General features: G+C 48.2%; 13 protein-coding genes. 3 read left to right on the top strand and 10 right to left on the bottom strand.

The features are described from left to right. Positions 1-108 precede the first annotated feature (108 nt). Positions 109-339 (top strand): hypothetical protein, encoded by a 231-nt coding sequence (locus GL2_RS18235; protein WP_143732164.1) that lies wholly within the window; start codon positions 109-111, stop codon positions 337-339. A 57-nt stretch (positions 340-396) separates the two neighbouring features. On the opposite strand, the gene GL2_RS18240 is transcribed toward GL2_RS18235, so the two are convergent. Together GL2_RS18240 and GL2_RS18245 are read right to left on the bottom strand one after the other, a co-directional pair. Beyond that, positions 397-831 (bottom strand): IS5 family transposase, encoded by a 435-nt coding sequence (locus tag GL2_RS18240; RefSeq protein WP_143732166.1) that lies wholly within the window; start codon positions 829-831, stop codon positions 397-399. Beyond that, positions 828-1,127 carry a transposase gene (locus GL2_RS18245; RefSeq protein ID WP_143728962.1) on the bottom strand — a complete coding sequence of 100 codons (300 nt, stop codon included), beginning with the start codon at positions 1,125-1,127 and terminating at the stop codon, positions 828-830. The genes GL2_RS18240 and GL2_RS18245 overlap by 4 nt, the downstream gene beginning before the upstream one ends. A gap of 438 nt (positions 1,128-1,565) precedes the next feature. Between GL2_RS18245 and GL2_RS18250 the strand changes: the two genes are divergently transcribed. Both GL2_RS18250 and GL2_RS18255 read left to right on the top strand, forming a co-directional pair. Then, the gene (locus tag GL2_RS18250; protein ID WP_143732168.1) at positions 1,566-2,384 is read left to right on the top strand and encodes an SDR family NAD(P)-dependent oxidoreductase; all 819 of its coding nucleotides are present in this window, start codon (positions 1,566-1,568) and stop codon (positions 2,382-2,384) included. Between the two features lie 33 nt (positions 2,385-2,417). Continuing rightward, the gene (locus GL2_RS18255; RefSeq protein ID WP_143732170.1) at positions 2,418-3,263 is read left to right on the top strand and encodes an enoyl-CoA hydratase/isomerase family protein; all 846 of its coding nucleotides are present in this window, start codon (positions 2,418-2,420) and stop codon (positions 3,261-3,263) included. A 297-nt stretch (positions 3,264-3,560) separates the two neighbouring features. On the opposite strand, the gene GL2_RS18260 is transcribed toward GL2_RS18255, so the two are convergent. The 8 genes from GL2_RS18260 to GL2_RS18295 form a co-directional block, all read right to left on the bottom strand. Beyond that, entirely contained in the window at positions 3,561-3,896 is a 336-nt protein-coding gene (locus GL2_RS18260) for a DUF6488 family protein (RefSeq protein WP_143732172.1), read from the bottom strand. 46 nt (positions 3,897-3,942) lie between these two features. Continuing rightward, positions 3,943-4,491, bottom strand: a complete 549-nt coding sequence (locus GL2_RS18265; protein WP_143732173.1) for a hypothetical protein — start codon at positions 4,489-4,491, stop codon at positions 3,943-3,945. Between the two features lie 64 nt (positions 4,492-4,555). Continuing rightward, positions 4,556-5,188, bottom strand: a complete 633-nt coding sequence (locus GL2_RS18270) for a HupE/UreJ family protein (protein ID WP_020415320.1) — start codon at positions 5,186-5,188, stop codon at positions 4,556-4,558. Positions 5,189-5,313: 125 nt separating this feature from the next. Further along, positions 5,314-8,469 (bottom strand): efflux RND transporter permease subunit, encoded by a 3,156-nt coding sequence (locus GL2_RS18275; RefSeq protein ID WP_143732174.1) that lies wholly within the window; start codon positions 8,467-8,469, stop codon positions 5,314-5,316. Between the two features lie 9 nt (positions 8,470-8,478). Next, a complete protein-coding gene (locus GL2_RS18280) occupies positions 8,479-9,708 on the bottom strand; it encodes an efflux RND transporter periplasmic adaptor subunit (protein WP_143732175.1) in 1,230 nt (409 codons plus the stop codon). Next, positions 9,705-11,018: a TolC family protein gene (locus GL2_RS18285; RefSeq protein ID WP_172621201.1), complete on the bottom strand. Its 1,314-nt coding sequence runs from the start codon at positions 11,016-11,018 to the stop codon at positions 9,705-9,707. The genes GL2_RS18280 and GL2_RS18285 overlap by 4 nt, the downstream gene beginning before the upstream one ends. A 10-nt stretch (positions 11,019-11,028) precedes the next feature. Beyond that, positions 11,029-11,982 (bottom strand): M56 family metallopeptidase, encoded by a 954-nt coding sequence (locus GL2_RS18290; RefSeq protein ID WP_143732177.1) that lies wholly within the window; start codon positions 11,980-11,982, stop codon positions 11,029-11,031. After that, entirely contained in the window at positions 11,982-12,365 is a 384-nt protein-coding gene (locus tag GL2_RS18295) for a BlaI/MecI/CopY family transcriptional regulator (RefSeq protein ID WP_143732178.1), read from the bottom strand. The genes GL2_RS18290 and GL2_RS18295 overlap by 1 nt, the downstream gene beginning before the upstream one ends. Positions 12,366-12,475 lie beyond the last annotated feature (110 nt).

Consider the following 12,475-nt stretch of genomic DNA (forward strand, 5'->3'; position numbering starts at 1 on the left):
AATCGACCAGCCTGGCAGCTAACTACTCATACATTATTCCTAAATTTTAAACTCTCCACCTGGTGTCCCCCATCGTTAATCATAGTATTATCTTACGGGTTCATCCAAATGATTACTTTATTTAATATAAAAACAAATCGTCACTTTAGCAATAAAGAAAACCTTGCCGCCATCCTAAGTAAAAAATCACTTATAGAAAAATATCTGGCGCAGCAATCAATGTTACTTATAAAGGGTTGTGCTAGGGAACCTCTGAAGAATACGGCAGACTTTCCCTATCCTGCTTTAAATCATAAAAATTGGCTATATATTGGTCGTAAATTACCTTCTCATGGCTAAACCCCTCAAATTTGCATGCCCAAAATCCGTATTGATCGGATTTTGGGCGCACTTTCCCTAAGTGATGAGATATTTTTTTCCTATCAGTAAGTTGGTAATGCCTGTCAGCAAGTGTAGACGTTGTGTATTCTTGGCCAATCCTTTATAGCGTACCTTGCTGTATCCAAAAACTCGCTTGATATAGCGGAATGGGTGCTCTACTTTTGCACGGATCTGCGCTTTGATCTTCTCAGCTCTCTTTACAGCATCCCCTCCAGGAAGGGATTTCTGCCTGCTGGGCTTCATCGCAATATGCCAATCTACTTCTTTACTATCCAGCTCTTTGCGTCTCTCCACTCCGGTATAGCCAGAATCACCCCAAACTCTTTTTTCATCGCCATGTAAGAGGTTTTTTGTCGCGGTAATATCATGGGCATTGGCTGCTGTTGTGTCGATATGGTGAACCAATCCAAGCACGTCGTCAGTCCCTATATGCATTAAGGCGTACCTCATTTCAGGCTCTTTGCAAAGTACGCTGCGGCCTTTTTTAAGATCGCCAGCTCCTCTGCCTGCTCAGCCAGCTGCCGCTTAAGTCGAGCATTCTCTGTGGCCAGCTCTCTCTCGGAATCTCCACGGCTCTGATGTAGCTTAGCCTTACTGCGCCATCCGTAAATCTGGGAAGGATGCAACCCAAGCTGTTTAGCGGCAACGCTTACTCCGACCTTGAGTGCCAGGGCTAGAGCATCTTTTCTATACTCCTCTGGGTATTGTTTACGAGTGGTTTTGGTTGGTTTATTTGGTCTTGTCATAGAGCACCTCTGCTGCGTAGTTTATCGCTTAACAGAGTGTCCGTCGTTGGTGGGTAGGATCAAGATGAGTGTAAGGATGCTTATGAACGGCGGCGCAAAAAGTGACCAGGCTCTAGCAGCCCATAGCGACGTAGCCTGCAGCTTTAGCCGCCAATTCTCTCCTATTCGAGATGCATAGGAGCTACCATATTGCACTCAAATTACAAAGATCAAGCCAGTTACTTTGCTAGTATCAATGCGGGTTACAACGCTGTATTTAAGCTGGGCAAACGCTCGGTGGGACTTGTGGTCCCCAGAGAAAATTAAGCAACAAATCCAGTTCCAACGATGCTTTATCATGTTGCTCTGAACCTCCGATTTAAAAAAGCACATATTGAAGGAATTCTTAGAACAAATTCAGAAGTCATTCTCCCACGCTTTAGTGAAAAGGATTAGCATATGCGGAAGATTATTTTATTAACAGGCGGTACTGACGGTATCGGCTTAAAAACTGCAAAATTACTAGCAGCAAAGGATCAAACTTTGCTCTTACATGGCCGTAGCGATACAAAACTAGAAAGTGCAAAAGAAGCGATAAAGCAAAGCTCTCCTAAGGCTCACATAGATACATTCCGAGCAGACTTATCCAATTTATCAGATGTGTTGGCACTGGTCTCAAAGGTAAAAAATCAATATTCAAATATTGATATTCTTATCAATAATGCCGGCATATTTAAAGTACAGGACCCAATAACTTACACGGGTTACGATGTTCGTTTTATCGTAAACGTTATTGCCCCCTACTTGTTAACGATAGGGCTATTGCCGCTGTTTAGTACCGACGGCCGTATTATCAATCTGTCCTCTGCGGCACAAGCAACTGTGAACCTAGAAGCTCTCAATGGTCACCAACAACTATCCGACAGTGATGCTTATGCCCAAAGTAAATTGGCTCTCACCATGTGGACCTTTCAACTTGCCCACTCACTTGGAAACAAAGCTCCGGCATTTATTGCAATCAATCCCGCCTCATTTCTGGGTAGTAAAATGGTGAAAGATGCTTACGGAACCCAAGGAAAAGACTTAAGCATCGGCGCCAACATATTGGCTCGGGCTGCGCTCGATGATGAGTTCTCAAACACTAGCGGTAAATACTTTGACAATGACATAGGCAATTGGTCCCAGCCGCACCCAGACGCACTAGATGAGAAAAAGAGAAAGGTACTTATTGAAGAAATTGAGAACATTCTCGACAAACTCGACATTAAAAATACCTAAGACATTAACGCAATCAATTAAAAGGAATTCACCATGAAATATGAAGGTTTTACAACATTCACGGCGAAACAAGATTACGGTATCCTAACTGTGACATTTGACTTTGGTCCAGTGAATGTTCAAGGGCAAGAAATGCTGGCCGACTTAAACAGCCTGGCAATGCGGCTGGAACGGGATCGAGAAACCAAAGTCGTTGTGTTTCAGTCTGCGAATCCGGAGGTTTGGGTGTGTCATTACGATACGGAGCTATTAAAAGACATGTCCGACGAGGCTGTATCTCGTGAAGAAGCTCAGCTTCTGGATTTACAGGCTATCTGCGAGCGAATCAGCAAAGTGCCCCAAGCAACGATCGCTAAACTAGAAGGTTTCGCTAGAGGTGGTGGCCATGAGCTGGCCCTGGCACTCGATATGCGTTTCGCAGCTCGAGGAAAATATACGTTTATGCAAATGGAAGTCGGTATGGGAATCCTCCCCTGTGGGGGAGGCGCATCAAGGATGGCTCGCCAGACAGGACTGGGTAAAGCTCTGGAAATTATTCTCAGCGCCCGTGATTTCGATGCTGACGAAGCGGAAAGACTCGGAACAATCAACAAAGCACTAAACCCAGATGAAATTGGAGAGTATGTCGATAACCTGGCGAAGAGAATTGCTCAATTTCCAGCAGAATCAATCAATGCCTGTAAGCAAGCGGTCTATGAGTCAATCGATAAGCCTATCAGTGAAGCGCTAAAAGCGGAGGCCTACTGGCTGTATCAAGCAACCAGTAAAACACCTGCCCTAAAACGCTTCTCTATCGCAGATGAACAAGGGTTGGAACACGATATTGAAAATCAGCGGAACTGGAACCAACTCGTAATGGATGTACAAAAAATAAACTAACAGTAGCAATCGGGCATCGGTCGATTTGCAGACTGCGGTGCCCTACTTACTTCTGATACTTAGATAAAACTCTACAGAAAGTACACTTTTGGGGAATCAAAATGAGAACAATGACTGTAAATACCTGTAACGGCCCGAACGTAATTGAAGCTACTGAACTGGATTAGTTCAGACCAAATCTGACACATCCTCTTGAAAAAAAGGGGTTACCGGTTTTGATAAAAGTGCCTAAGTGAACTCTAAAATGATAGGCAGCGGTAAATCTAATCTACCACTGCCTGAGCTCTAACTGACTGCTTAACGAGTCACCACTTCGAATGAGAGAAAGTAGCCTTCAGCACTCAGAAAAACCTGCAGTTGTTGGTTCAAAACATCGCTCTGCTCTTTTGCTGTAACAACCCACTGGCGCTGGTTGTTAATACGCTGCATAGCGGCGCTGAGCGACTTGTCAGCCCAGGATTTGTTGAGCTTACCCTCTTTGATTAGACGAGCTACTTCCTGGCTGGCGATGCCCTTGGCTTCTACCATAGAGACACTGGAAAAATTGTCTCTCTCATGGTCACCATGAGCGAAAGCAAGATTTGCGAAGCCTAAGGTAACTGATACACAAATAACTCGAATGAGTTTGTTCATAATGCTCTCTTTCTTTTCGGCTTGAGTAAATGTTGATAAAAAAGTGTTACTGCTTAAGTCCAATAACCTCGTAGAAACCCTTTGTCTTTAAAGTAATATTCACAGACTCCTGACTGTTATTCTTCCAATACCAGCCATGGGAACCATCAAAAGGCGTGGTGAGAGAGCCACTCATTTTATTTGCGGTAGCAATAGCAAAGCTCTCAAAGTAACCGGTAGTATCGCCTGCGGGTTCGCCGTGAAAATCAAAGTAAAGTTCACCACTCTCCGTTACCCACTCGTACTCCAGATGGCCGTATTTACCCAGTTGAAATTTGTATTCAATCCCACGGCCAGCCGGCACTTCAATAGTTGTGGTGTCGGACCGATAAGCGAAGGACTGCTCACCACGCTGCACTATTTCCGGTACAGCGATTTCCTGCTCTTGACTGTTTAATTCAGTCAGCCCCAGTGCACTGCCGATTCCAGTAGGATCTATATTGTATTCAGCTGGCAGGATCACTGTGGTCAACATAATGGCTGCAAGCACGCCAGCAGCAAGTGTGGATTTAATCAGCGTTTGTGCAGTCTGCACTGGCATTTCAGTTGTATTCATTCTGTAAGCTCTAAATCTGTGTTCTTTCTGTTCAATTAACTTTATAAAGTCACTTTCTGGCTATCTAACCTACGAAGTAGCCTGTCATCTGGTAACCCACCAACATCAGTCCACCACTCATTAGTAAGGTATTTGTCATGGTGGAAAAGCGCAGGAAACTGTCAAAGCGACGCCAATAATTGATGGCGAGAAGAATAAACAGCAACGCAACAAACTGACCAATTTCTACTCCGACATTAAAGGCCAGGATATTCTCCACCAACCCATCGCTGGACAGCTTGAATTCCTGTAATTTGGTTGCCAAACCAAAACCGTGGAAGAGTCCAAAAATCAGTACGGCAGCCTTGGTATTAGGCTGGAAGCCAAAAACCCGTTTGAAGCCGCCGAGATTATCGAAGCCTTTATAGACAATGGATAATCCAATAATGGCATCGATCAAATAGGCATTCACATGGGTGTCGTTAAGCACTCCAAATAACAAAGTTAAGCTATGACCGAGCGTAAAGAAGCTTACATAGATAAGAACATCTTTTGATCGATATAAAAAGAAAATGACTCCCACCAGGAACAGCAGGTGGTCATAGCCAGTCACCATATGCTTGGCGCCAATATATAGAAAGGGAATAATAGATACCCCTTCGTTGCCGGCAAGAAAAGTCTTGGTAGCATCGTCCACTCCATGGGCAAATAGCGGCATGGATATCACCATACCTGCTATCAGCGCCATCAAGCCGAAAACTGTATTTAAACTATTGTGCAACGTTACTATCTCCCGTTATTAAAGTTCTAAATTCTTGTGAACCAAAGCGCACACAGGCCCAGTTAACTGGCTCCAGCCAGAGCCACTTCAGGGTTCCCTTGTGAGCTTTTCGACTTGGACTCCCTGCCATCTAAAATTCTGTAGAGTGCCGGCAACACTAAAAGTGTCAGGATTGTTGATGAGACAATACCGCCAATAACCACCGTAGCCAGTGGGCGCTGTACCTCAGAGCCAATACCAGTATTCAGGGCCATGGGCACAAAACCGAGTGAGGCAACCAGAGCAGTACTAATGACCGGACGTAATCGGATCAGGGCGCCCTCAATAATGGCCTTTTCTATACTGTAACCGTGGTCACGCAGGTCGCGAATAAAGGAAACCATCACCAGGCCGTTAAGGATGGCAATCCCGGAAAGTGCGATAAAACCAACGGCTGCGGAAATGGAGAAAGGGATGTCCCGCAACATTAAAGAGAGCACACCGCCGGTTAATGCGAGGGGTATACCGGTAAAGATAATTGCCGCATCTTTTATGGAGCGAAGCGCCAGCAGGAGAAGCCCCATAATCAACACAAGGGTCAGCGGCACTACAATCGATAAGCGTTCAGTAGCAGACTGTAGGGTTTGATAGGTTCCGCCGTATTCAACCCAGTAGCCGGGTGGTATTTCCACTTTATCGGAAACGGACTGCTGTACATCAGCAACAAAGCTACCCAGGTCCCTACCCCGCACATTAGCCGTTACCACTACCCTGCGTTTACCGTTCTCGCGGAAAACCTGGTTGATACCGGCAGTGAGCTCCAAGCTGGCAATTTCCTCCAGGGGCACATAGTTGCCATTGGATCGATGAATCGGCAGTTTCTTTAGCGCATCCAAATCCTGGCGCAATACCTCTGGCAAACGCACAACAATATCGGTGCGGCGGTCCCCTTCATAAAAGCGGCCAGCAACCGTACCTCCCAGGGCGGTTGCCAGCTGCTCCTGTACCTGGCTAATGGCCAGCCCATACTGTGTTAGCGCGGCCTGGTCAGGAACAATGGCGAGAACCGGTAAACCGCTGGTTTGCTCCATCTGTATATCAGCAACGCCTTCTACACTGCCGATAGCCGCTTCAATTTCATCACCCAAACGCTCCAATTGCTCAAAGTCATCGCCAAAGACTTTGATCGCCAATTCCGCACGCACCCCCGCTAAAAGCTCGTTAAAGCGCATCTGGATTGGCTGGAGAAATTCATAGCGGTTGCCGGGAATTGGCTCTACCAGCTTTGCCAGCTCTTCTACCAATTGCTCTTTTGGCTTATCCGGATCTGGCCACTGAGACCTGGGTTTCAGGATAATAAAGTTATCGGCAACACTTGGGGGAACGGCATCGGTAGCCACTTCTGCAGTACCAATTTTGGCGAATACACGCTCCACTTCGGGCAACTCTTTAATCCGCTCCTCCAGGGATTTTTGTAATGCAATCGCTTGTTCCAGGGATGTGCCGGGAATGCGCAAGGCGTGCATGGCAATATCGCCTTCATCCAGATTCGGCACAAATTCGCTACCCATTCTGCTTGCCGTATAGCCGGAAACCAACACCAGTAGCGCAGCAATAGCGACAACCATGACACGCTGGCGCAGTGCAAACTCCAAGGCCGGGCGATAAATGCTATTCAGCTTCTCAAGTGCAGGATTTTTCTTTTCGATCACCGGTTTGCGGAATAGCAGCGCTATGCCGGCTGGCACCAAAGTGATGGAAAGAAACATCGCAGAAAGCAGCGCAATCACCACGGTTATAGCCATTGGATGGAACATCTTGCCCTCCACTCCAGTCAGGGCAAAAATGGGTAAATACACTGCTGTGATAATGAACACACCAAACATGGCCGGGCGAATCACTTCCCGCGTCGATTGGAATACCAGGGTAAGCCGTTCTTTTAGATCTAACTGGCCACGCTCGCGGGCGGATTCGCTGAGGCGTCGCAGACAGTTCTCGACAATAATGATGGCCCCATCCACCAACAAGCCAAAGTCCAGCGCCCCCAGACTCATCAGGTTTGCACTTACGCGGGCCTGTACCATGCCGGTGACGGTCATTAACATGGCCACCGGAATGACCAGCGCGGTTAGGATTGCTGCGCGAACATTCCCAAGTAGCAGGAAAAGAACCGCGATAACCAGCAGCGCACCTTCCATAAGATTGGTTTGGACCGTGCGCAATGTCTGGTCAACCAGACCGGTACGATCATAAACTGCAGTCAATGTGATACTAGGTGGTAGACTCTGTTTGATATCCTCTAACTTTTCACCAACTGCACCTGCAACGGTGCGACTATTTTCGCCAACCAGCATGAAAACGGTGCTCATCACCACTTCCCTGCCGTTCTGAGTAGCCGCCCCGGTGCGCATTTCGCGCCCCTCTTCGATCTTGGCCAAGTCGCCAAGGCGAACAGCAACGCCATTCACTTCCGCAACCAGGAAATCCTTCAGTGTCTCTAACGAGCTTGCCTGCCCCGGAACCCGCAACAACCACTGGGCGCCACTGTGTTCAATAAAGCCTATACCGCGGTTACGATTGTTCTCCTCGATCGAGCGAATCAGGTCTTCTTGGGTCAGGCCAAATGCCAGCAGTTTCTCCGGCTCTAAAGCAATTAGAATTTCTCTCTTGAAGCCGCCGATCGGATTGACTTCCACCACACCAGGTACACGCAGTAACTGCGGGCGCACAATCCAGTCATGCACCGAACGCAAGTCCTTGGGTGTTACCGCACTGCCGTCAGCATTGGTGGCTCCCGGTTCGGAGTCCACTGTGAACATAAAGATTTCACCAAGGCCTGTGGCGATAGGTCCGAGCTCGGGTTCCAAACCAGCAGGCAGTGCGCCACGTACACTAGTGAGCCGTTCATTCACTAACTGGCGGGCAAAATAAATATCGGTGCCATCTTCAAAAATCACCGTAACCTGAGATAGTCCATACCGCGAAACGGAGCGGGTATAAGCAAGGCTCGGCAATCCAGCCATTGCATTTTCCACAGGGTATGTAACCCGTTGCTCAACTTCTTTTGGGGTATACCCCGGTGCCCCCGTATTAATAACCACCTGGATATTGGTGATATCCGGTACCGCATCAATGGGCAGCCGGGTGAAATTCCAAATGCCCAAACCGCACAGTAAAAGCACAAAGGTAATAACCAGCCCGCGATTTTGAATTGAGGTTCTTATCAAGTACTCAAGCATGTCGAACCCTCAGTGATCGTGGGATGCACCGGACTTTTCAATGTCCGCTTTAATGATGTAGCTGTTGCCGGTGACATACTCGATTCCCGGTCGAATCCCCCCCAGCACCTCTACCCAATCGCCTGCTTCACGCCCCAGCTCCAACATACGCACCTCATATTGATCGCCCACCTTGGCATAAACGACAGTAAAATCGCGGAACGCCTGTAAACCGGAGCGCTTTACGGCGAGAGGCACCTCATATTCAGCAACTTGGATATCGCCGCTTACAAAAGAACCTGGTGCGAGGCCTGGGGGAATATCTTGCAGTGACACTCGAACGGCGGTGGCCTGGTTGGGTTTCATCAAAGTATCAATTTGTTTCACTACCCCGAGCAGAGGAGTTTCCAGGGACCTTATATTGACGGAAACGGGCGCGCCCTGGCGAATCTGGGGGCGTGTCGAGGGGAAAACATCCAGCTCTGCCAACAAAGCAGTATCATCGGCAACTGTTAATAAAACTCGACCTGCGGTCTGTTCGCCAGGGTTTACATTGCGCTGGACTACTACACCGGCAATTGGGGATTGAATAGTGTAGGTGTTTAGGTTTTGATTGCTGTTAATGGTAATTAGGGGTTGCCCTTTTTTAACGCGCTCCCCCAACCCCACCTGCACAGTTTCTACAAAGCCATCGAAACGCGCACTAATTTCACGTACCTGCTCTGGATCTACAATAAGCCTGCCATAAGCGCGGCTGGTCTCACTCATCCTGGCGGGGCCGACGGTTTCCGTATCAATTTCCATTGATTCAGCAATACCGGATTCGATACGGGTTCGCCCCTCAAAATTATCGTATTGCCAACGGTACTCTTGCCCCTGGTACTTGGCGGTTAGAGTCACAACAAATGAGTGGGGCTCATAGATCACCATATCACCACGCAGGTAATCCCCCTCAGGCCTGAACTCGATATGATCCTCTCCATCTCCAAGCCTTGTAAGAACCACTTTAAGATCAACCTGCTGAGGATTAACCAGCTCTCCATCATTACTCACCCAAACCCGAAACTCCGGGGGAACACCGGTTTCATAAATACTTAGCTCAACGGCAAAATCACCTTCACGCAACATGCGCCCACGATTGGGCCCTTTTTCCGGTTCCGCCCCCGCGACAGCTCCGGCCGCATAGACACTGCCGCTGCCACTAAGTAACAAGGAAAGTAGAGCACTGAATATCAGGCTGGAAAAAACTGCGGATCTCATATCTCGCTCTCGCTTATCTGTGCCACTGACAGGCCGGTGAGTTTTTCAATTTCAATCAGGCTAAGGTGTGCGTTGTACTGTGCCTGGAGCAGTGAAAGCTGCGCATCGGTAAGTCCCTGTTGGGCAAGTGCCAATTCCGAGTAGTTATAGCGGCCACGTCGATAGGCTTTTTGCGTAGCGGTGAGCGCCTTATCCAGACTAGGAATCATCTTTTCATTCAAGGCGGCAGCCACGTGCCGGTGATGTTGTAGCCTTTGGGTCATCACAAAGAGCTGTGTATCCAACTCAATCTCTTTCGCATTTCTTTCTGCTCGGAAACGATTTTGTTCCGCCCTCAAAGCAGATACCTTGCCGCGATTGCGATCGCCCTTACCTAGTGGGATTGCGAAACCTGCCACCAATCCATAATCCCCGCTCGCATCGTTGTGACGAACTCCTGTATCAATCCGCCACTGAATGCCAGCTTCTGCACGTGCCAAATCAATTTCCGCCTGCGCCACGCGCTCGCGGCTCATGAATATTTCCAAATTTGGGTTGCTCGCCACCAAGCTTCGCAATCTAGATAAATCGGCTTCTGGAATGACACTGGAAAGGGAGCCCGCCACCCCAAGAAAGCTGGGCTCTCTGGAACCCCACTGGGCAGCTAATTGATATCTGGCTATATCCAATTCGTGTTCGACATCTTCCACAGCTAAGAGTCGACGCTGCAAATCGACTTCCGCCCGAAAAGCATCGGCTTCATTCGTTCTGCCAACACTAACCTGACGATTAATTTCAGCGGTCATATTGCGAGCCAGGTCGACAGCTGTTTTAGCAATTTTGAGGCGTTCCTGTTGCGCCAGGACCTGGAAAAAGTAACGTGCGGTATTAGCGGCAACTTCTAACTCAAGAACCTGCTTTTGGGCCTCAATCACGGAAGTCTTACTGCGTGTAGCCATTACACGTTTTTCTGCGAGATCACCCTGTAATAGCCAACTGATGCCTACTGTTACCTGGGAGCTGCCATTGCCATCGCTGCTCTTGTCCTCTCCCAGCCCCTCGGCGGCAACATTAAGCTCCGGGCGTGGTCCAAGCTTGGCGTGCTTGGATAAAGCATCCACAGCCTCAAACTGATATCGGTAACCCGCCAGTTCAGGATGATTTTGCAAGCTTTTAAGGATTGCCTGCTCATAAGTAAGGCCCGATAACTCCTCGCCCTGCTCTGCCTTAAGGGACCCACTTAATGCGACTAAAAAGAACACAGCCCCGGCCACAAAAAACCGATCTATAGTCGGTTTTTTGATTATGACGAAACGCAAACAATTAAACACTTCAGCTTCCTTAGTGGGAGAACAGGGTTTCGACGGTGTGGTGGAGTGCATCCACCGAAACAAGGCAAGTACCAGTAAGAACCACAAACAATCCAGCTAATAATAAAGGGGATAAGTTGCGCCCCTTATCATCAGACAACAAGTAACGAATACGGGCATCCAGCTGGTCAAGAGCGAAATAACAGACCATTGCTGAACTTCTCTCTTTGGGCTGCAACCCATTGGAGATACGGGTTACTTTAAGTAGAGTTTGGGCGATAAAGGTCTCACTCCACCCCTGCCTATGGGCATAAGCATCTGCACGCTGCTCCATACACAGCGCCATCTGCCGATTCAGGTAATTCCCCAAACGCGTAGGGAAAAAGCTGGCAAACAAAGCGAATATTAATTTCTTCAGAGGATCAAATTTTTGCGCATGGGCTTCCTCATGAAGTCGCACCACCTCAAATTCTTCCGCTGTTAACTGGTCTCGCAGACCGCTGGTATAAAACCCTTGCGGACGGAGCAGACCACTGGTGAAAGCCTGGGGCCCCTTTGCCTGGATAATACTCTGATCAGACTTATCCCTTTCGCAAAGTTGCATTAACAAACGGAGCTGCGCCAAATGATGATGAGCTCGTTTAAAACTTTGAAACACCAAAAACCCGCTAAGGAAAAGAAACGCAATGGTAAAAACACCATGCCAGCTGTAGAGGTTAAAAGCATTGATATGGTGCCAGTGCGCCAATGATACAACGCCTCCCAAAAGGCTGGGGAAAGCCAGGATAACAGCGGCAGTGGAAGCCGCGAACCACGGCAACAATACCGCGCTCCATAGCAATAAACGTCGGCTACTGGCAGACAAGCGAAGTGAATACCGGGAAGCAGAAAGGCAGGCAGCTGATACCAGTATAATACCGACAAACAGGCCAAGCGCTGCAATAGTCAGCAGGTTTAGCCAGAGTGCAACCTGCCCCAAAATCATTAGCGATCACCCTGCTGGCGCTTAATCTTCTGGCTTTCGATCAACTGCTCCAGCTGCTCTAATTGGCTTTCGCTCAGCTCCGACGAGATGGAGGTAAATGCGGCTACCAGCCCGTTCTCATCATCAACGAACTCACGAGTAACGTCTTGAATCAGTTGCCCGACAAATTCGTAGCGCTCCACTGCCGGGCTGTATTGGAATGCATGCCCCTGCTTCTCCCGGGACAGCAAACCTTTCTTGTAGAGGCGATCCAGCGTGCTCTGGATGGTATTGAGAGAACCTCCACGGACCCTGCTCAGGTCCGAGTGGACCTGTTTGGCGTCTGCAGATTTCACACTCCAAAGGTATTGGAGCACCTGTTTCTCAAGATCACCCAGTCGCATAGACCGATATCCCAATAGTGAAAGTAATTCGTTGAACGATGGTAGTCATGTAAAAACCGATCGTCAATAGGTTTTTATTTTTCAGATCTTTTTTGGGCAATGCTCCAAAT

It is taken from the genome of Microbulbifer sp. GL-2, assembly GCF_007183175.1.
GTDB lineage: Bacteria > Pseudomonadota > Gammaproteobacteria > Pseudomonadales > Cellvibrionaceae > Microbulbifer.

Coding starts and splice junctions, on each gene's coding strand:
- GL2_RS18235 (WP_143732164.1), top strand. CDS start 109: ATGATTACTTTATTTAATATAAAAACAAATCGTCACTTTAGCAATAAA.
- GL2_RS18240 (WP_143732166.1), bottom strand. CDS start 831: ATGAGGTACGCCTTAATGCATATAGGGACTGACGACGTGCTTGGATTG.
- GL2_RS18245 (WP_143728962.1), bottom strand. CDS start 1,127: ATGACAAGACCAAATAAACCAACCAAAACCACTCGTAAACAATACCCA.
- GL2_RS18250 (WP_143732168.1), top strand. CDS start 1,566: ATGCGGAAGATTATTTTATTAACAGGCGGTACTGACGGTATCGGCTTA.
- GL2_RS18255 (WP_143732170.1), top strand. CDS start 2,418: ATGAAATATGAAGGTTTTACAACATTCACGGCGAAACAAGATTACGGT.
- GL2_RS18260 (WP_143732172.1), bottom strand. CDS start 3,896: ATGAACAAACTCATTCGAGTTATTTGTGTATCAGTTACCTTAGGCTTC.
- GL2_RS18265 (WP_143732173.1), bottom strand. CDS start 4,491: ATGAATACAACTGAAATGCCAGTGCAGACTGCACAAACGCTGATTAAA.
- GL2_RS18270 (WP_020415320.1), bottom strand. CDS start 5,188: ATGCCGCTATTTGCCCATGGAGTGGACGATGCTACCAAGACTTTTCTT.
- GL2_RS18275 (WP_143732174.1), bottom strand. CDS start 8,469: ATGCTTGAGTACTTGATAAGAACCTCAATTCAAAATCGCGGGCTGGTT.
- GL2_RS18280 (WP_143732175.1), bottom strand. CDS start 9,708: ATGAGATCCGCAGTTTTTTCCAGCCTGATATTCAGTGCTCTACTTTCC.
- GL2_RS18290 (WP_143732177.1), bottom strand. CDS start 11,982: ATGATTTTGGGGCAGGTTGCACTCTGGCTAAACCTGCTGACTATTGCA.
- GL2_RS18295 (WP_143732178.1), bottom strand. CDS start 12,365: ATGCGACTGGGTGATCTTGAGAAACAGGTGCTCCAATACCTTTGGAGT.